Raw genomic sequence first — 18,319 nt, 5'->3', positions numbered from 1 at the left:
CCTGGCCATGCCCCTCTGGACCTGCGAAACCTGCGGCGCGCAATTCCCGGCCAGCGGCGATCCGCCCGCGTCCTGTCCGGTCTGCGAGGACGAACGGCAATTCGTCGGCTGGAAAGGCCAAACCTTCCTCACCCGCGAGGCGTTGGCGGAACGCCACGGCGTCGTCTGGCGCGACGATCTCGGCCTGAGCGGCCTTGCACTCGAGCCGAGCTTCGCCATCGGTCAGCGCGCCCTGCTCGTGCCGCTCGCAGACGGCTGCGTGATGTGGGACTGCGTGCCGCTGGCAACGCCGGAGGCGATCGCGCATGTGCGCTCGCTCGGCGGACTGAAGGCGATCGCGATCTCGCATCCGCATTATTATGGCGCGCTCGCCGACTGGAGCGAGGCTTTCGGCGGTATCCCGGTTTATCTGCACGCGGATGACCGCGAATGGGTGACGCGACCGCACGCGTCGATCGTGCACTGGACCGGCGACAGCCATCGCATCTCCGACGACCTAGTGCTGCTGCGCAGCGGCGGCCATTTCGCCGGTGCGACCATGCTGCACTGGCGGCAGGGTGCGGACGGCAAGGGGGCGCTGCTCACCGGCGACATCGCGCAGGTGACGATGGACCGCCGTTTCGTCAGCTTCATGTACTCCTACCCGAACTACATGCCGCTCAATGCCGCCGCGGTGCGGCGGATCGCCGGCGTTGTCGAGCCCTTCGCCTTCGACCGCATCTATGGCGCCTGGTGGGGGCGCAACATCGCCACCGGGGCCAAGGCCGCATTCGCGGCGTCTGTCGCGCGCTATCTGGCAGCCATCGCCTGAGCCGGTGAGCCAACCAGATTTATCTTGCCGCCCGCCAATATATGTACTAGTTGTACAGTTATTAAGTGTGGCGCAATGATGCGTGAACGGCCCGGCATGATCGATGCATCGCCATTTCAGCGGCGCGTTCTGCGGCCGCGTGAGCGGGAGTTCGTCCCATGACGGCGCAGCGCGACTACGAGATCTTCGAGGCCGGCGACGTCACGCTCCAGTCCGGGGCCATCTTCCCCTCGATGAAGCTCGCCTACAAGACGTACGGCGCCCTGAGCCCGGCCAAAGACAACGTCATCCTCTACCCGACCTCGTTCAGCGCGCAGCATTACGACACCGAATGGCTGATCGGGCCCGGCGGCGTGCTCGATCCCGAACGCTACTTCGTCATCATCCCGAATCTGTTCGGCAGCGGCCTGTCGTCCTCGCCCTCGAACACGGCTGGCCCGTTCCCTGAGCTCACCTATCACGACGCGATCGCGGTCCAGCACCGGCTCCTGACCGGGCGCTTCGGCATCTCGAAGCTCGCGCTGGTCTATGGCTGGTCGATGGGCAGCATGCAGGCCTATCACTGGGCCGCATCTCATCCCGAGATGGTCGAGCGCGCCGCGGTGGTCTGCGGCAGTGCGCGCTGTGCGCCTTATAATTATGTCTTCCTGGAAGGCGTGAAGGCCGCGCTGACCGGCGATCCCGCCTTCCGTGACGGCCGTTTCGTCGAGAAGCCCACGGTCGGCTACCGCGCCATGGGGCGCGTCTATGCCGGCTGGGCGATGTCGCACGGCTTCTATCGCGACGAGCTCTGGCGCGAGGCCGGTTTCAGCTCGCTCGAGGACTATCTCGTCCGTGGGTGGGACGCGACGTTCGCACGGCGCGATGCCAACGACCTGCTGGCGCAGATCGGCATCTGGCAGCGCGGCGATATCAGCCGCTGCGCCGCATTCGGCGGCGATCTCGACCGGGCGCTCGCCGCGATCAAGGCGCACATGCTGCTGATGCCGGGCGCCACCGATCGCTATTTCGACGTCCGCGACAACGAGGACGAGCTCGGCCGGCTGGCCAACGCAAAATCGGCGGTGCTGCATCCGATCCCGTCGCTGCACGGCCATCGCGCCGGCAACCCCGTGAACAATCCACCCGACCAGGCCTTCCTCAAGGCCGAGATCGCAGATCTCCTCAGCAAGTAAGACAGGCATCCGATCATGACTGACGCAACCGTTTCAGAGCCGGGCCACCGCCTGAAGCCGCTCACGCCGGCGATGCTGCGTGAATTGTCGGTGCGCTCCAATCTCAGGGGGGCCGCGAAAAGCCTCAGCCATTACGGCCTGGTCGTGCTGGTCGGCACGTTGGTCTGGAAGGTCTCTTCGGCCTGGGGGGTGTTATGGGCGCTGCCGCTGATGGCGGTGCAGGGCTATTTCGTCGCCTTCCTGTTCATGGCGTTGCACGAGACCGCGCACAAGACCGCCTTCAGGAGCCGTGGCCTCAATCTCGCGGTCGGCTATCCTTCGGCCTTCATCATCGGACAGCCTTACGAATATTACTGCCTGTTTCACTGGGACCATCACCGCTACACCCAGGATCCGGACAAGGACCCGGAGCTGATTGTCGGCGTGAAGCCGAAATCCGACACGCAGCTTGCGCTCGCCTATAGCGGCCTGCTCCAGGTCGCCGGCCGTCTCCGGCTGATGTTCGGCCATGCCGTCACCGGCAAGGTCACGGTGCCCTGGATTCCCGAAAACAAGCGCGCCACCATCGTGCGCGAGGCGCGCGCCTATGCTGCGCTCTATGCGCTGCTGCTCGCGCTCTCGCTGTGGTTCTCCTCAGCGCTGCTGCTCTGGGTCTGGATCGTGCCGCTTGTCATCGGGCAGTTCTTCCTGCGGCCCTATCTCTATGCCGAGCATACCGGCTGCGACCGCACCCGCAGCGCCTTCCAGAACACGCGCACCACCTACACCGCCGCGATCGTCAAATGGTTCGCGTGGAACATGCCCTACCACGTCGAGCATCACGCCTATCCCTCGATACCCTTCCACGCTTTGCCGAAGCTGAACGAGATCGTCGACGGCGAGATCGTCCATCGCGGCCGCGGCTACATCGCGACGACCCGCGAGACCTGGGCCTGGTTTCGCCGGCAGCGGCAGGCCGGCTAGGCAAATGCAAAACCCCGATCGCGGAGCGATCGGGGCTTTGTCGACGGCGCGAAGTATCAGTAGATACCGTAGGCGCAGACATTCACGACGCGAACGCGCAGGCCGTGGCGGGTCCGGACGACGCGCTCCTGGTAGCAGTTGTTGACGCCGGTGTTGACGTAGATTCCGCCGAAGCCCCAGCCGGGACCCCAGTGATGGTGGAAGCCGTGGGCCGAAGCGGCGGTGGGGGCGAGAGCCGCAACGCCGAGCGAGCCGGCAGCGATCAGACCGAGTGCAAGCTTACGAAACATCTTCATTCTCCAGTTGGCGCGAGGCCGTTGTTGTGTCCCTGCATCTCCGTCGGGTCGAAATGCGAATGCGTTCACGGCGCGGGCCGGGAATCGTGTTTCAGGATTGTTTCGTCGGCTGCGGCGCGTTGCGCCGCCGTCATGCTTTCCGCGCCGCGCGATAGCGCGCGGCCATTGCCTGCGTCAGCTCGGCCATTGTCTCGCGGAGATCGGCGGGCTCCAGCACCTCGGCCTCGGGACCGAGCCGCAGCAATTCGGCCGCGGCGTGCCATGACGTCTTGCCGGTCGGCACTCTGGCGATGCGCCAGCCGTCCGCGTCGGCGGCGTCTTCGATCTGCGTGCGCGCCCTGACGTAAGGCTGGCTCAGCGCGTCGAGCATTTTGACGCCGAACGGCGACAGCCGCACGACCGCGACATTCGGATGCATCTCGGCCTCGAGGCGCAGCGTCGCGGCCTGCCAATAGGCGGCGAGATCGAAATCGGCGGGACGATCGAAGCGGTCGTCGAGCGCCGTGCAATCGAGCACGCGCGCGACGCGATAGGTGCGCACGCTGCCGTCGACCTGTCCTGCGAGATACCAGCTGCCGCCCTTCAGCACGAGGCCGAGCGGCGCCACGCGGCGCTGCTTCTCGGCGCGCCAGCTCTGGTAGCGGATCTTGATCAGCGTCCCGCGCAGAGCCGCGCCGGCAATGGCGCGCAGATGCTTTGGCTCCTCCGCCTCGCCGAACCAGCCGGGGGCGTCGAGGTGAAAACGCTCCTGCATCCGCCCGGCGTCCTCGCGCAGATTGGCGGGCAGCGCCGCCATCAGCTTGTTCTGCGCGGCGATCATCGCTGCATCCAGCCCGAGCGCTGCCGCCGGCCCCGGCAACCCGGTCAGGAACAGCGCTTCCGCCTCGTTCTGCGACAGGCCGTTCAGCCGCACGCGATAGCCGTCGAGCAGGCGATAGCCGCCCTCCGCGCCGCGGTCGGCATAGACAGGGACGCCTGATGCCGCGAGTGCGTCGATGTCGCGATAGATCGTGCGCACCGACACCTCGCAGGCCTCCGCGAGCTCGGGCGCGGTGACTTGCCCCCTGGCCTGGAGGGTGGTGAGGATCGACAGCATCCGGCTCGCGCGCATGATCCCTTAAACCATACCTGACACAGGATGTCAGGTATGAACCGCTACAAGGTGCACACCGCCAGGCGGCGCCCGAGGAGACCTGCCATGACCGATCCGAACCGCATCACCCTGTATTATTCGCCGCAAAGCCGCGCCACCGGCACGCGGGTGCTGCTGGAGGAACTGGGGGCTCCCTACGATCTCCATGTCCTCAACATGAAGGCCGGCGAGCAGCGGCAGGGCGCTTATCTCGCAATCAACCCGCTCGGCAAGGTGCCGGCGATCCGCCATCGCGATGCGCTGGTGACCGAACAGGTCGCGATCACCATCTACCTCGCCGACCTGTTTCCGCAGGCCGGATTGACGCCCGCGCTGAACGATCCGCTGCGCGGCCCCTATCTGCGCTGGATCGCCTATTACGGCGCATCGTTCGAGCCGGCTTTGATCGACAAGTTCATGCAGCGCGAGCCGGCGCCGATCACGCAATCGCCCTATGCCGACTACGACACCATGCTCGGCGCGCTCGAGGCGCAACTGTCGAAGGGGCCGTATCTCCTCGGCGAGCGCATGACCGCTGCGGATGTCCTGTGGGGCGTCGCGTTCAGCTGGACGATGATGTTCGGCATCGTGCCGAAAAAGGACGTCTTCGTCCGCTACGCCGAGCGCATGACATCGCGGCCCGCGTTCCAGCGCATCAATGCGGCGGATGACGAGATGGCGGCCCAGCATGCGGCGGCTGTTGGTGGTTGAATGATCCGGGGTTGCAGATGATGCACACGACCAACTGCTTCAACACCTTCATCCGGGTTGCTGAAGACTGTCCCGCGCGTACTGGCGAGGAGCCGCCGCTCCGCGGGGCAAAGCAGACGGTGGCGTGCCTGCAATACGAGATGATCGCCAAGGCGCCCTACAAATACACGTCCGACGACGTGATCTTCGCGACGTCTGCGCCGGGACGCGAACTCGATGTGAAGGCGACGAAGACGGAGAAGCGTGCGGCCCGTGAAGCGTTCTTCTCCCGGGGGCAGGCGTGCATGAGGGCGTCGAGCCTCGGCAAGCGCTTTGGCTGGGGCGTTCATGCCGACAGTGAGGGCCGGATCGCGATTTACGCCGTCGACAGCAAACGCTACCAGGCGCTCGTCCGCGATCCCAAGCTCACACAGGTGCGCGCGATGCGGTCGAAGCGGGCGTGATCAGAATTTGGGCGCTCGCTTCTCCGCGAACGCCTTGATGCCTTCCTTGATCTCGTCGCCGCGCATGCTGTCGCGGTGGCGCTGGTCGGCGGCTTGTTCGTCCAATTCGCCGCGGGCGAACTCGTTGATGGCGTGCTTCATGCCGCGCATCGCCTGTGGCGCGTTGCCGGCGAGGACGCCGGCGAGCTTGTCGACCTCCTCGTCCAGGAATTCCACCGGCACCATGGCGGTGAGATAGCCGATGCGCAGCATCTCCGGCGCGCTGATCTTCTGCGCGGTCAGGAACAGCCTCTTGGCATTGTCGACGCCGAGCCGCGTCACGTAGCGTTTGATGCCGCTCCTGTAATAGTGCAGCCCGAGCCGCGCCGCCGGCATGAACATCTCGGCGGTGTCGACGCCGATGCGGAAATCGCAGGCGAGCGCGAGGTCGGTCGAGCCGCCATAGACGCCGCCATTGAGCCGGCAGATCGTCGGTACGCCGAGATCCTCCAGCCGGTTGACGACCACCTCGAAGGCGGAGCCAGCGCTCTGCTGCTCGTTGGCGCTCACCGCGCGCTCGGCGACCGAATTCAGATCGTAGCCCGCCGAGAAGGCGCGCCCGGTGCCGGTCAGCACCAGCACGCGGATCGCAGGATCAGCCTCGATCCGGTCGAACAGTTTGACGAGCTCGCCGAGGTCTTCGGCCTGGAGCCGGTTGAGATGCTTGGGACGGTTGAGGCGGATGGTGGCGCGCGCGCCGTCGATGTCGAGCACGGGGCCGCTGGCCGCCTCGGCGGTATCGGACATTCTTGTCTCCGTTTACTTGTTCTCGAGCGTGCGCCGTTTCGCCTCGGCGTCGATGGTCTCGGCGAGATCCGGATGCCGCGCCATCAGCACGCGGAAATCGACGAGGTCGAGCACCAGGAGCCGCGACACCTTCGTGGTCGAGACATTGGCGCCGCGCATGTTGTTGCCGAGCAGTGCCATCTCGCCGAAGAAGGCGCCTTCGCCGAGCTGCACCTTCTTGCCCGGCAGGTCGACCTCGACCTCACCTGCGGCGATGAAATACATGCAGTCGCCCTGCGCGCCCTTGCGGATGATCATGGTGCGCGCCGGCAGCTCCATGGTGCGCAGCATGTGGGTGACGTCGGCGATGGCCGCCGGTCCAAGCGCTGCGAAGAACGGCACCTTGCTGACGGATTCCCAGGTCTTGAGGAAATTGTCGCGCCGGGTCTCCGCGGCAAAGCCGGTGGCCAGGATACCGGTCCAGAGGCCGAACACGCCGAGGCCGGAGATCATCACCAGCGCCGCCACCATGCGTCCCAGAGGCGTCACCGGCACGACGTCGCCATAGCCGGTCGTCGTCAAGGTCACCACCGCCCACCACAGCGCCGCCGGCACGCTGCCGAAGGTCTGCGGCTGCACGTCCCGCTCCAGGAAATATTCGGCGACGGAGGCGAGGAAAACCACCATCAGGAAGATCACGAGCACGCTGACCAGCGGCCCCGATTCAAGCACCAGGACGCGGCGCAGCTGGCGCAGGCCCGGAATGCCCGGCACCACCTTCAGCACCCAGAGCACGCTGAGCAGCCAGGCCGTCCGCAGCTCGACGCCGAGCATCAGCGCGACCGGCACGGCCAGCGCTCCGATCGCATCGACGGTGCCGGCGGAGGAGGACATGTACAGCGCAAGGCGCTCGGTTCGCCTCATGTGGCGCAGCCGGACGACCCATTCGAACACGAAATAGGCGAGGCAGGCCCAGAGCAGGGCATCGACCCAGCGGGGCGCGGTCTCATAGGCCGGGCCAACCGTCAGCAGCACCATGCTGAGCACGCCGACACCGACCGCCACATAGGCCGCCTTGGTCATGTTGCGGCCGGCCGTGGCGGCCACGAACTGGGCCAGTGCGGAGATCAGCGGCTTGGACATGCGGGAAGGCGGCTCGGTGGTGGCTTTTGCGGTCCCGGCTGGGACTTCGCTGCCAAAGTGCCCGCCCGGGCCGAGGCCGTCAACGACGGGCGCGGGCCGCGGCAAATGGGGAGACGAAGGCGGGGTGCGCCAGCCGGCCGAGCCGCTACCGGAAATGCGGCGGCTCGTCGTAGCCGCGGCGGCTGCTGAAGAACAGCAGGACCATCAGGCCGACGCCGACGACGAGGGAAAATCCCGCCCCCAGCGCGAGGGCCACATAGCCTTCCGTCGGGATCGGCTCGCCTTCGATCGCCATCGCTGAATAAGCGAAATATCCAACCGCTGCCAGCATTCCCAGGAGGCAGATCACGAGGAGCATACGCATGGCGCGTTCTCCGGCTGTATCCGGAAACCAACGGTTGCGGATCGGGAGGGTTCCAGAGTTCCGGCCGTCGATCCAGCGGCAAGGCTTCAGCCAGCCCCGCCCTGAGGGCGCCGGCCCGGCGGATCAAGCGCTCTGCGCGGTCTTGACCACCACGACGTTGCTGTCGTCGTGCGGCGGCGGGCCGGCATCGTGGGCGGTCTTGTCGATCTCGCCGGCACGACGTTTCAGGTAGTCGCGACGCATGCCGATCTCGTCGCGGACGAATTCGTAGCCGAGCTTGAAGGTGTCGAGCCCGTCGGTACTGATCGTGCCGTCCCGGAGCCCGATGACCGCGCCGCGCAGGATGCCTTCCAGCTCGTCCTGGAGACATTCGAGCTGATCCAGCGAGTGGGCGTGCTCGATGCGCTCGCCGATGTCGAGGATGGCGGTGGAGAGCTCGCTGGCCTTCTCCGGCGCGATCCGGGTGATCTTGGCGTAGATCGCGGCGAAGATCGAGCCGATGACGCTGAGCGCGGCGGCGCCGAGATACATCAGGTCGCTGTACTTATCCATGAACGACTTGGTGTCGTCGTTGATGTAATCGGCCGCGCCCTGATGCGCCATCACATAGGCGTCCTTCTCGACGGAGGCCGGCTCGATCCTGCTGGCGAAGCCGCTGTCGAGCCCGAGGGCGGACTTGTTCTCATAGACGGTTCGCGCCAGTTCGCCCGCCGTGGTCGCCGACATCCTGGATTGCGCGACCAGCAGCCATTCGAGCCCGATCGTTTCGAGATCGTCGTCGGGAATTTCAGGTGAGGTCGACAGCGTGCCAGCCGTCAGCGTCTCGTCGGAAATGCCGGGGAATTTGCGCGCCAGCGTCTTGGTCTCGTCGATCGCGTTGAGCGTGAAGCCGCCGCGTTTGGCGACCTGCTCATAGGCCTTGTCCCGCACCGCTTTCGAGGTGTGGACAATGGCGATCACCGCACCGAAGCCGTTCGCCGGCGCAAACAGCTTGTCGAGCGTTGCGCCCTGCGGCGCCATCTGGATTTTCGCGGCGTCCGGACCGTCGGGGATGTCGAGGATGCTGCGGACGAAGGCGAGCGAGGATTCGTTCTCGGCGAGGACTGCGACCTTCTTCTTCTTCAGCTCGGCAAGCGACTTGATCTTCTTGTTGCCGGGTCCGAGCAGGAGGACGAGATCGTGCTCGAGGATCGCGAGCGTGCGCGCCCGCAGCGGCACCTTGGCGTCGGTGCGCAGCACGGCGAGATCGGCTTGCTTGCGGTCGAACTGGGCGAGCGCCTTGGCATTGTCAGGGTTGTTGACGATCTTGATGCGGAAGCGCGAGGCGTTGTTCTTCAGCAGTGCGGCGAGCTTGGCCGCGAACAGCGCCTCGTCGCTGTTGGGTGCGCCGACGGCAAAGGTCAGCGTCTCCGAATTGTGCACCAGCGTGCGCCCGGCCCAGACGGTGGCAAGCGACAGCAGCAGGGTCAGCACGACGTACAGCAGGACTTGCTGCTGATTGGTCTTGATCACCTTGGGACGCCGGGGCGGTGGTTCGACCGACAATGTGGTCGGGCCTCCAGTACTCATGGCAGCACTCTGGCCCTATTCTGGGTCTCGGGCGGCTCGCGGATCTGATCGCTGCGTGCGGCCCTGCAATTCGTAAACGCCTGAAAAAAGAACGATATTCTCTACCGCCAATGATAGCGCTAAGGTCACGGAATGCAAATTTCGAGCCGAAGGTAACCTTACTCGGCGCCGGCGCGGCGATTGGTCATGCTATCACCAGTTAGCCACAGTTGGCGATTTTCCGGTTCCCCCCGGCTGCATTCCGCCGCGGGAGGTGTCATAAATCAGAGGTCCCGGCGATTTGACCGGCCCAAGAAGAAGTTGCGCTGAACGCTCCAATCTTTCTTGATCACGTCAATGAGGGCGTCAGCTTTGTCGTTTCCACCCATGTCATCGGCGGTTCCGGTTGAGGCGCTCATTGGCTGGATGTTGTTGCTCACGTTCAAGCACATCATCGCTGATTTCGTCCTCCAGACCGCCTGGATGGCGCATGGCAAGGACCAGAAGCACGGCTGGGCCCTGCCGCTCCTGGTGCATTGCCTGATTCACCTTGCGGTAGCGCTGCCACTGATCCTGATCGTGGCGCCGAAATTCTGGTTCGTGGCGCTGATCGATTTCGTGATCCACATCACGATCGACCGGGCCAAGGGCTTCGTCTCGGCCAATTTCGGTGTCGACCTCGCACATCCCTGGTTCTGGACCCTGATCGGTATCGATCAGGCGCTGCACCATCTCACCGGGTTCGGCCTCTCCATCTACATGGCGGCGAACTGAGGGCAGCTACGGCTGGCTGCTTGGCCTTCATGGTTCGAGACGCGCCGTAAGGCGGCGCTCCTCACCATGAGGGTCTGGCATTTCGCCGCGAATCAAAACCTCATCCTGAGGGCCCGCCGAAGGCGGGCGTCTCGAAGGATGGCCGCAGGGAAGTCGCCTGCGGCCCCCCTCTGATTCGCGGGGAGCGCGCGAGCACCCCGGGTGACTACCGTCCCGGGTGGTTAACCTTTCGTTAGAGAATTGCGCTGCATCTTCCCCACACGAGGGAGAATTGCAATGTTTTCAAGCCGCGACGCCTTTGAAAGCGATTTCTGCCCGGTCCGCGACGAGCTCCTTGGCGAAATGTATCGCGCCAGCGCGAGCGGACTGCCGAGGCTGGTTGAGAGTGTTTCCCCTGACGCACGCGCGAAGCTGGCGCTGTTCTGCTATCGCCGCAGCCATTTGCATTCGCTGGCGGTTGCGATCGCAGGCAGCTGCAGCGAGCGCGACCTGATCGAGAACGGCGGCCGTGTCGGCTCGACGCTCTACGCGCTGTCACGCGAAAGCGTAACCAAATCCTCGCCGTCGCTGTCGGGAGGCCGCAAGCCGATCACGCTGTCGACCAAGCCGCTCTCGGTGCTTGCACCGCTCGATGACGAGCTCGACGACGAGATCAGCGAAGCCGTCCCCGCTTAAGAGTTCGTGATCATCGGCAGCCCGAACTTCCGCCGCGCCATCGCGCATTCGGCATCGCCCGGCATGCAGGTGCGACAGACCTCCGGCCGCACGGCGTAGATGCCGCAGGCGGTCTCTTTCCCGATCTCCCCACGCAACGCCGAGCAGCGGTCGCCTTCGCAGCGCATGCCGGACTGCCGCGCATTGACGAGCGCCTCCGGGATCGCCGCAAGCTCCTCGTCGCTCTCGATCGAGAAGCGCGGCCAGTTCTCCGAATAGCCGCAGCAGGCACCGCAGCTCTGGCAGCAGCTCGACAGGTCGATGGGGGATGTCTCGTCCATCGTCGTCATGTGTCCTTTGGCGGGCCCCAGACCAGGCTCTGCCGCCATTTTGCGCGCAGCACGTCGCGCCGCTCCGGATATCTCTCGTCGAGATAGGTCGCGTCCACGACGCGGTCGGTGCGAAAGCTGCGGAAGTCGCTGCGCAGCTCGCACCAAGCCGCGAGCAGGCGCACGGCTTCGAGATAACCGACCGAGATCGGCCAGATCATGCGCTCGCTGGGGCGGCCCTGCTCGTCGCGATAGCGCAGCATGATCTTCTTGCCTTCGTGGATCTGGGTGCGCGTGCGCGCCATGTCGAGGCGGTCCGGCTCCCTGTTCCAGCTCGGCCGCGCGCGGCTCGCGGGCTCCAGCACGAACGGGCGCAGGCGCTCGGGCACGGTGTCGGCGATCTTGGCCATCAGATCTTCGGCCGCGCGCGCCAGTGTGGAATCGGCATGGCCCGCGACCCATTGCGCACCCAGCACCGCCGCCTCGATCTCGTCGGGTGTCAGCATGAGGGGCGGCAGGTCAAAACCCTTTTCCAGGATGTAGCCCATGCCGGCCTCGCCGCGGATCGGCACGCGCTGGCCGATCAGCGTCGCGATGTCGCGATAGATGGTGCGCTTCGAGGTCTCGAGCTCGGCCGCGATCGCATCCGCCGTCAGCGGCTTACGCGTGCGCCTCAGCACCTGGATGATCTGAAACAGCCGGTCGGCGCGTCTCATGACAATTCTCTTTCCAAGTTCCTGACCGCAGCCCGCTCAAAATCCGGCGCGTGGATGCTGACAGGATGTTGGCAGCAGGGGGGTTCTATACCGGGACAACACATCGACTGAAGAGGATTTGTCCATGATCGTCCCAACCCATTTCGGCCCGGCCGGTCCGCTGTGGCGGGCGCAGGCCGTGCTGCACGCTTTGGCCTTCAGCCGGCTCATGTTTTTCGATCTCACCGTCGTCGACCTCCGCGTTGCGTTCGCGACCATGGTGACACGCTCGCTGATCCAGGCTGCGGACGCGCTGGTCCGCCACGTCATGGGCCGCGCCTGGCGAGGGGCCCGTTTCGCAGAAGATATCACGGCTGCTGCCACCATGGTGGCAGCAGCCCGTCATTAGGTTCCGTCGACTTTCGCAGGTTCAGGAGAGCTCGCATGATCACGCTTTACGGCTTTGGCACCGGCTTCGGCCTGCCGGAAATCAGCCCCTTCGTCACCAAGACGGAGGTGCAGCTCAAGATGGCGGGACTGCCCTACCGGAAGGAGCGCGCGATGCCGCCCGCCTCCCCCAAGGGGCAGCTGCCGTTCATCGACGACGGCGGCGAGGCGGTGGCCGATTCCACCTTCATCCGCGCCCATATCGAGCGCCGCTACGGCTTCGATTTCGACGCCGGCCTGTCACTGGCCGAGCGCGCGCAGGCCTGGGCGTTCGAGCGCATGATCGAGCATCACCTCTATTGGGCGGTGGTCGGCGCGCGCTGGGTCGATCCGGTCAACTTCGCCAAGGGCCCGTCGCATTTCTTCGACGGGGCGCCCGAACACAATCGCGAAAAATTGCGCGAGGATGCGCAATTCCGTGTCGCCGAGAACTATCTGCTTTCCGGCCTTGGCCGTCACGCGCCCGACGACGACGTCGATCTCGCCGTGCGCTCGCTGTTCGCGCTTTCGGTGCAGCTCGGCGACAAGGCCTATCTGATGGGCAACAAGCCCTGCGGTGTCGATGCCACCGCCTTTGGTATGCTCGCCGGAATGCTGACGCCGTTCTTCGAATCCGGCTTGCGGCAGCGGGCCGAGGGCTTCCCGAACCTCACCGCCTATGTCGACCGCATGATGGACGATTACTATCCGGAGTTCGCCTGGACGCCGCTGCGGCAGGCGGCCTAGCGCTCACAAGACCGGCCATGACGACCCGAGAGTCTGGAACGAAAAAGAAAAGAGCCGGCCCGTTGGGCCGGCTCTCGCCGTCTTAAAACCCTCGCCGCGCTTACTTCACCAGCGTGTACTTGCCGTTCTTCACGGTGAGCAGGATGCGCGAGCGCTCGTCGAGGCCGTAGCGGTCCTTTTCGGTGAAGTTGTAGACGCCCTGGCTCGCCGCCAGCTCCTTCTCCGACAGCAGCGCCTGGCGGATGGCTTCGCGGAATTCCGGCGTGCCGGGTTTTGCGGTTTTCAGCGCCGTCGGAATGACGCGCTTGAGGATCTCGAACGCATCGTAGGAGTGACCGGCGAACTGGCTGCGGCTGTTCGGGCCGTACTTGGCCTCATAGGCCGAGTTGAGCGCAAGGCCCGGCTTCTTGGTTGCGGCTTCGTCCGGCTGGTCCTCGGGATCCATCACGGGGCCCGAGGCCATCAGCACGCCTTCGGCCGCTTTGCCGGCGATGCGGATGAAGTCCATGCTGGCCGCGCCATGCGTCTGGTAGATCAGGCCCTGATAGCCGCGCTCGCGCAGCTCGGTCTGCGGCAGCGCGGCTGCGGTGCCGGAGGCGCCGACCAGGATCGCGTCGGGATTGGCGGCGACGAGCTTGAGCACCTGTCCGGTCACCGACGTATCGGGACGGGCGAAGCGCTCCTCGTCCGCGATGGTCATGCCCATCGGCACGGCCTGCGCCTTCAGGTCGTTGAACCAGAGGTCGCCGTAGGAATCGGAGTAGCCGATATAGCCGAGGGTCTTCACACCCTTCGACTTCATGTGATCGTACAGCACCTTGCCCACGATCGGGATCGGCTGCGGCATCGCCACCGACCACTTCATGCGTTCCGGCGTGATCGGAAACGGCGCGAGACCGAAATGCGGGATGCCGGCTTCATTGGCGACGTTGGAGACCGCGATGGTCGGGGGCGTCAGTGCCGAGCCCATGATGATGTCGGCCTTGGATTCCGTCACGAAGCGGCGGGCATTGGTGGTTGCGGTGGTGGGATCGCCGCCGTCGTCGAGCACGATCACCTTCAGCGGCACGCCGCCGATCTCCTTCGGCACGAATTCCAGCGCGTTGCGCTCGGGAATGCCGAGGGCGGCGCCCGGGCCGGTCGTGGTGGTGGTGATGCCGATGGTGATTTCGCTGGTCTGCGCCAGTACGGGCAGGGCCGGCAGGGCAAGCGTCGCCGCGGCGATGGCGGCGGTCAGGTAAAAGCGTTTCATCTATTATTTCTCCCTTGACGTGTGTCTTTGAAAGCAGAAATCGGGGGGTAATTCAGCCCCCTCTTTTGGTGATGCGGCGATTTAGCTCCCCGTGAACTTCGTCACCATTTCCGCCGGAAACGGTGCCGATTTCAGCTTCTCCGGATTGGCCGGGTCGCGGCCGACCAGGACGCGGGTCTCGAATGCCTCGATGGCGAGATCGGCGGCCTTGTAGACGTTGTGCTTCACCTCGAAGCTCGAGCGCTTGATGCTTTCGATCTTCGTCTCGATGGTGATCCAGTCGCCATAGGTCGAGGGGATGTAGAATTTGGCCCGCGTGTCGACCATGGGGATACCGACCAGGCCGTATTTGTGGACCAGGTCCTGTTTCGAGAAGCCGGCGACCTCGAACAGGGTCGAGGTCGAATCGTCGAACATCGCGAAATAGCGCGGGTAGTAGACGATGTTGGCGGGGTCGCAATCGCCCCACTGGATCTGTACGTCGCGCCGGTTCACGAACATGGAGCGGCCTTACTTCGGCGCCATGCGCAGCGAGCCGTCGAGGCGCACCACTTCGCCGTTCAGGTACGAATTCTCGACCATGTGCAGCGCGAGCGCGGCGAACTCGTCGGCGTTGCCGAGCCGGCGCGGGAAGGGGATCGCGGCCGCGAGCGAATCCTGGGCTTCCTGCGGCAGGTTGGCGAGCAGCGGGGTGAGGAACAGGCCGGGGGCGATCGTCAGCACGCGGACGCCGAACTGTGCGAGCTCGCGCGCGATCGGCAGCGTCATGCCGACGATGCCGCCCTTTGAGGCCGAATAGGCCGACTGCCCGATCTGGCCGTCATAGGCGGCGACGGAGGCGGTGTTGATGATGACGCCGCGCTCGCCGGTCGCCTGCGGCTCGAGCTTGGACATCTCGGTTGCGGCGAGGCGCAGCATGTTGAAGGTGCCGATCAAATTGACCTTGATCACCTTGTCGAAATCGGCGAGCGCCATCGGGCCGTCGCGGCCCACCACGCGCTTGGCAACGCCGATGCCGGCGCAATTGACCAGCACGCGCGCAGGGCCGTGGGCCTTGGTCGCCTGCGCGATCGCAGCCTCAGCGGAGGCGGCATCGGAGACGTCGCAAGTTACGGCCACGCCCTTGATCTCGGCGGCAACGGTTTCTGCGAGCTTGGCATTGAGGTCGAACACCGCGACCTTGGCGCCCTGCGCCGCCAGTTTTCGCGCGGTCGCCGCGCCCAGCCCCGATGCGCCGCCGGTAACGATGGCTGCCTGATCCTTCAACAACATGGCGTTCTCCTGTAGCGATGGTTTCTTAGCCGACCGATATCACACGGTCCGACGGATTGGCAGCATAGAGCTCCTCGATTAGGGCGCCGCGATGCTCCAGCACCGCGCGCTGGTTGATCGAGCCCTTGTCGGTGACCTCGCCCTTGTCGATCGAGAGCGGCGTGTCCATCAGGATCGCGCGCGTGATCCGAGTCGAGGAGCCGGTGGCCGAGCCGAGGAAACGGGTCAGGCGCTCGCGAAAGGCCTCGCGCACCAGCCGGTCGCGCGTCGCGACGACGAGATCGTCGGCCGGCAGCGTCGGGTTGATCAGCCGGCAGCCGTCGAGGTCGAGCACGACCAGCGCGGAGACCTCGTCGCGGTTGATGCCGGCAATGACGACGTCGCGCACCAGCGGTGCGCAGGCCGCGACGAAGCGCGCGCGCAAGGGGCCGACGCTGACCCAGGTGCCGCTGCCGAGCTTGAAATCCTCGCTGACGCGGCCGTCGAAATCGAAGCCGGCGTTGAGATCATCGGGATCGGCGGGCTTGAGCGCATCGCCCATCATGTAAAATCCTTCCTCGTCGAAGGATTTTGCGGTGATGTCCGCCTGGCGCCAGTAGCCGGGCATCACGTTCGGCCCCTTGGCGCGGACCTCGAGCTTGCCGTTGTTCGGCACCAGCTTGGCGTCATTGCCTGAGACCGGCAACCCGACATGGCCGGAGCGGCTGGTGCGCGGATTGACCGACATGAAGAACGGCGCGGTCTCGGTGGCTCCAAGGCCGGTCAGCATCGGCACGCGATAGCCTTTTTCCTTCACCGCGAGCTCGTCGAGGCTGTTCCAGACGAACGGCGACAGCGCCGCGCCCGAAAAGAACATCGCATGCAGCCGGTCGAAGAATTTTGCGCGCAGGCCCTGGTCGTCGCGCAGGTATGGCAGCAGGGACTCGTAGCCCTTGGGCACGTTGAAATAGACGGTCGGCGAAATCTCCTGGAGATTGCGCACCGTCTCCTCGATGCCGCCCGGCATCGGCTTGCCGGCGTCCAGATACATCGAGCCGCCATTGTAGAGCGTCAGCCCGATATTGTGGTTGCCGCCGAAGGTGTGGTTCCAGGGCAGCCAGTCGATGATGACGGGCGGCTCGTCCTTGAGGAAGGCGAGCGTCTCGCGCAGCATCACCTGGTTGGCGCAGATCATGCGCTGGGTGTTGATGACGGCCTTGGGATTGCCGGTAGAGCCCGACGTCAGCAGGAATTTCGCGATCGTGTCGGGGCCGATCTTGCCGTGGACCTGGTCGAGATCGCCGCGGATCGGCGTCGCCATGAGGTCGGCGAGCAGGGTGACGTCGCGGCCCGGCACGGTGCCCCAGGACGCGGCGATCTCGGTGCCGAGCGAAACATTGGCGGCGAGCGCATCCGCGAACTTGTCGGCGTCCTCGGCGAAGACGAGGCCGGGCGTCAAGAGCTTCATCAGATAGGACAGCTTGCCGTAATCCTTCGACACCAGCGAATAGGCCGGCGACACCGGGCAGAACGGAACGCCGGCATAGAACGCGCCGAAAGCCAATAGCGCATGGTCGATCGAATTGCCGGAGAGGATGACCACCGGCCGCTCCGCCGACAGGCCGCGCTGGATCAGCCCGGAGGCGATGTGCCGGCTCGCGGTGAGCAGCTCGGCATAGGTGATCTTGCGCCAGCCGCGGCCGCCTTCGCGCTCCGCCATGAAGACGCGGTCCGGCGTCGTCGCCGCCCAATGATGCAGGCGGTCGGTGATGCGGACGGGATAGTCGCCGAGCGGCTGCTTTGGCCGCAGGTAGATCGTCCCGTCCTCGCGCCGTTCGATGTTGACGACGGGATCGCCGAACGAAATGGGTCGCAGCGGGAAAGTGCTTGCGCCGCGCTCCGTGCTGGAAGAGGACGGCTGTGCACTCATGACTTTGGCTTCACCTTGGCGGTCTTGTGTTCGAGGAATTCGCGGATCCTGCGTTTTGCCTCTTTGTCGCTCTGCGCCACCGTCGCCATTAGCGATTCCATCAACAGGCCGGCCTGCGGATTGGCCTCCGCGATCATCGGTAGCGCCTGGAGCACGGCGAAGTTCGTCAGCGGCGCGTTGGAGGCGACCTTGGTTGCAAGCTCCAGCGCCTTGCCGAGCCCGTTGCCGGCCTCCGTCACATATTGCGCAAAGCCGTAGGAGGCGCCTTCGGTCGCGCTATAGACGCGGCCGGTCAGCATCATGTCCATCATCCTGGCAACGCCGATCAACCGCGGCAGCCGCACCGAGCCGCCGCCGCCGACGAAGATGCCGCGCTGCCCCTCCGGCAGCGCGAAATAGGTCGAGGGCTCGGCGACGCGGATATGGGCGGCGCAGGCGAGCTCCAGCCCGCCGCCGATCACGGCGCCCTTCAGCGCCGCAATGACCGGCACGCGGCTGTACTGGATGCGGTCGAATACCCGGTGCCACATCTGCGAATGCAGCAGCCCGCCGGTCGCGTCATGATCCTGGAGTTCGGACAGGTCGAGGCCGGAGGAGAAATGATCGCCGATGCCGTGGATGACGACCGCGCCGATGTCCTCGGGCAGGGACGCAAAGCACTCGCCGATTTCCAGGATGATGCCGTCGTTCAGCGCATTGCGCTTGGCCGGCCGGTTCAGACCCACGGTCAGAACCCGGTCCGCCCGCTCGATCCTCAAAAGCCCGGAGGCGCCCGCGTCAGCGGTCTCGGCGTTTCCCTGTGTCATTTGCGTCCTTATCAGAATAGTTATGTTGTATAACGAATTTGGGAGGAGTCAAGGAGGGGAGCCCTCCTAGGCGGCGGGGCAGCTACGCTCGCCTCGCCTCCCCG

At 65.4% G+C, this 18,319-nt stretch carries 22 protein-coding genes; 9 read left to right on the top strand and 13 right to left on the bottom strand.

All coding sequences use genetic code 11. The features are described from left to right. Positions 1-7 precede the first annotated feature (7 nt). The 3 genes from E4K65_RS19535 to E4K65_RS19525 all read left to right on the top strand — a co-directional run bounded on the left by E4K65_RS19535 (position 8) and on the right by E4K65_RS19525 (position 2,949). On the top strand, positions 8-811 hold the full coding sequence (locus tag E4K65_RS19535) for an MBL fold metallo-hydrolase (protein WP_135175543.1): 804 nt from the start codon (positions 8-10) through the stop codon (positions 809-811). Between the two features lie 158 nt (positions 812-969). Beyond that, positions 970-1,986 (top strand): alpha/beta fold hydrolase, encoded by a 1,017-nt coding sequence (locus E4K65_RS19530; protein WP_135175542.1) that lies wholly within the window; start codon positions 970-972, stop codon positions 1,984-1,986. 15 nt (positions 1,987-2,001) lie between these two features. Then, entirely contained in the window at positions 2,002-2,949 is a 948-nt protein-coding gene (locus E4K65_RS19525) for a fatty acid desaturase (protein ID WP_135175541.1), read from the top strand. 56 nt (positions 2,950-3,005) lie between these two features. Here E4K65_RS19525 and E4K65_RS19520 read toward each other — a convergent pair whose 3' ends face one another. Beyond that, on the bottom strand, positions 3,006-3,239 hold the full coding sequence (locus E4K65_RS19520) for a hypothetical protein (RefSeq protein ID WP_135175540.1): 234 nt from the start codon (positions 3,237-3,239) through the stop codon (positions 3,006-3,008). Between the two features lie 136 nt (positions 3,240-3,375). Continuing rightward, positions 3,376-4,356: a helix-turn-helix transcriptional regulator gene (locus tag E4K65_RS19515; RefSeq protein WP_135175539.1), complete on the bottom strand. Its 981-nt coding sequence runs from the start codon at positions 4,354-4,356 to the stop codon at positions 3,376-3,378. A gap of 87 nt (positions 4,357-4,443) precedes the next feature. Here E4K65_RS19515 and E4K65_RS19510 point away from each other — a divergent pair, with 87 nt between their 5' ends. Next, positions 4,444-5,088, top strand: a complete 645-nt coding sequence (locus tag E4K65_RS19510; RefSeq protein WP_135175538.1) for a glutathione S-transferase family protein — start codon at positions 4,444-4,446, stop codon at positions 5,086-5,088. Between the two features lie 17 nt (positions 5,089-5,105). Then, positions 5,106-5,531 carry a DUF6157 family protein gene (locus tag E4K65_RS19505; protein ID WP_135175537.1) on the top strand — a complete coding sequence of 142 codons (426 nt, stop codon included), beginning with the start codon at positions 5,106-5,108 and terminating at the stop codon, positions 5,529-5,531. On the opposite strand, the gene E4K65_RS19500 is transcribed toward E4K65_RS19505, so the two are convergent. The 4 genes from E4K65_RS19500 to E4K65_RS19485 all read right to left on the bottom strand — a co-directional run bounded on the left by E4K65_RS19500 (position 5,532) and on the right by E4K65_RS19485 (position 9,372). After that, positions 5,532-6,317, bottom strand: a complete 786-nt coding sequence (locus tag E4K65_RS19500) for an enoyl-CoA hydratase/isomerase family protein (protein ID WP_135175536.1) — start codon at positions 6,315-6,317, stop codon at positions 5,532-5,534. A gap of 12 nt (positions 6,318-6,329) precedes the next feature. Beyond that, positions 6,330-7,439, bottom strand: coding sequence for a cyclic nucleotide-gated ion channel (locus E4K65_RS19495; RefSeq protein WP_025575333.1), 1,110 nt, complete (start codon positions 7,437-7,439; stop codon positions 6,330-6,332). Positions 7,440-7,584: 145 nt separating this feature from the next. After that, the gene (locus E4K65_RS19490) at positions 7,585-7,803 is read right to left on the bottom strand and encodes a hypothetical protein (protein ID WP_135175535.1); all 219 of its coding nucleotides are present in this window, start codon (positions 7,801-7,803) and stop codon (positions 7,585-7,587) included. A gap of 123 nt (positions 7,804-7,926) precedes the next feature. Further along, on the bottom strand, positions 7,927-9,372 hold the full coding sequence (locus E4K65_RS19485; protein ID WP_135175534.1) for a TAXI family TRAP transporter solute-binding subunit: 1,446 nt from the start codon (positions 9,370-9,372) through the stop codon (positions 7,927-7,929). A 405-nt stretch (positions 9,373-9,777) separates the two neighbouring features. Between E4K65_RS19485 and E4K65_RS19480 the strand changes: the two genes are divergently transcribed. Beyond that, the gene (locus E4K65_RS19480; RefSeq protein WP_049812135.1) at positions 9,778-10,125 is read left to right on the top strand and encodes a DUF3307 domain-containing protein; all 348 of its coding nucleotides are present in this window, start codon (positions 9,778-9,780) and stop codon (positions 10,123-10,125) included. A 276-nt stretch (positions 10,126-10,401) separates the two neighbouring features. Then, on the top strand, positions 10,402-10,800 hold the full coding sequence (locus E4K65_RS47350) for a hypothetical protein (RefSeq protein WP_025575328.1): 399 nt from the start codon (positions 10,402-10,404) through the stop codon (positions 10,798-10,800). On the opposite strand, the gene E4K65_RS19470 is transcribed toward E4K65_RS47350, so the two are convergent. Together E4K65_RS19470 and E4K65_RS19465 are read right to left on the bottom strand one after the other, a co-directional pair. Further along, the gene (locus E4K65_RS19470) at positions 10,797-11,120 is read right to left on the bottom strand and encodes a YkgJ family cysteine cluster protein (RefSeq protein ID WP_025575326.1); all 324 of its coding nucleotides are present in this window, start codon (positions 11,118-11,120) and stop codon (positions 10,797-10,799) included. The genes E4K65_RS47350 and E4K65_RS19470 overlap by 4 nt on opposite strands. Positions 11,121-11,125: 5 nt before the next feature. Next, positions 11,126-11,824, bottom strand: coding sequence for a helix-turn-helix transcriptional regulator (locus E4K65_RS19465; protein ID WP_025575324.1), 699 nt, complete (start codon positions 11,822-11,824; stop codon positions 11,126-11,128). Between the two features lie 124 nt (positions 11,825-11,948). Here E4K65_RS19465 and E4K65_RS19460 point away from each other — a divergent pair, with 124 nt between their 5' ends. Beyond that, positions 11,949-12,212: a hypothetical protein gene (locus E4K65_RS19460; RefSeq protein ID WP_025575323.1), complete on the top strand. Its 264-nt coding sequence runs from the start codon at positions 11,949-11,951 to the stop codon at positions 12,210-12,212. Positions 12,213-12,247: 35 nt separating this feature from the next. Next, the gene (locus E4K65_RS19455; RefSeq protein ID WP_025575322.1) at positions 12,248-12,976 is read left to right on the top strand and encodes a glutathione S-transferase family protein; all 729 of its coding nucleotides are present in this window, start codon (positions 12,248-12,250) and stop codon (positions 12,974-12,976) included. A 100-nt stretch (positions 12,977-13,076) separates the two neighbouring features. On the opposite strand, the gene E4K65_RS19450 is transcribed toward E4K65_RS19455, so the two are convergent. The 5 genes from E4K65_RS19450 to E4K65_RS19430 all read right to left on the bottom strand — a co-directional run bounded on the left by E4K65_RS19450 (position 13,077) and on the right by E4K65_RS19430 (position 18,215). After that, the gene (locus E4K65_RS19450; RefSeq protein ID WP_025575320.1) at positions 13,077-14,228 is read right to left on the bottom strand and encodes an ABC transporter substrate-binding protein; all 1,152 of its coding nucleotides are present in this window, start codon (positions 14,226-14,228) and stop codon (positions 13,077-13,079) included. Between the two features lie 81 nt (positions 14,229-14,309). Beyond that, the gene (locus tag E4K65_RS19445) at positions 14,310-14,729 is read right to left on the bottom strand and encodes an acyl-CoA thioesterase (RefSeq protein ID WP_025575318.1); all 420 of its coding nucleotides are present in this window, start codon (positions 14,727-14,729) and stop codon (positions 14,310-14,312) included. 9 nt (positions 14,730-14,738) lie between these two features. After that, complete coding sequence (locus E4K65_RS19440; protein WP_025575316.1) at positions 14,739-15,500, bottom strand: SDR family NAD(P)-dependent oxidoreductase; 762 nt, start codon at positions 15,498-15,500, stop codon at positions 14,739-14,741. Between the two features lie 25 nt (positions 15,501-15,525). Continuing rightward, entirely contained in the window at positions 15,526-17,409 is a 1,884-nt protein-coding gene (locus E4K65_RS19435) for a feruloyl-CoA synthase (protein ID WP_135175532.1), read from the bottom strand. Next, positions 17,406-18,215 carry a crotonase/enoyl-CoA hydratase family protein gene (locus E4K65_RS19430; RefSeq protein WP_025575312.1) on the bottom strand — a complete coding sequence of 270 codons (810 nt, stop codon included), beginning with the start codon at positions 18,213-18,215 and terminating at the stop codon, positions 17,406-17,408. Before E4K65_RS19430 ends, E4K65_RS19435 begins: the two co-directional genes overlap by 4 nt. Positions 18,216-18,319: the final 104 nt, after the last annotated feature.

This window comes from Bradyrhizobium niftali (genome assembly GCF_004571025.1).
GTDB lineage: Bacteria > Pseudomonadota > Alphaproteobacteria > Rhizobiales > Xanthobacteraceae > Bradyrhizobium > Bradyrhizobium niftali.
Note: the sequence above shows the minus strand (reverse complement) of the source record. Positions and strands in the feature narration are given on the sequence as shown.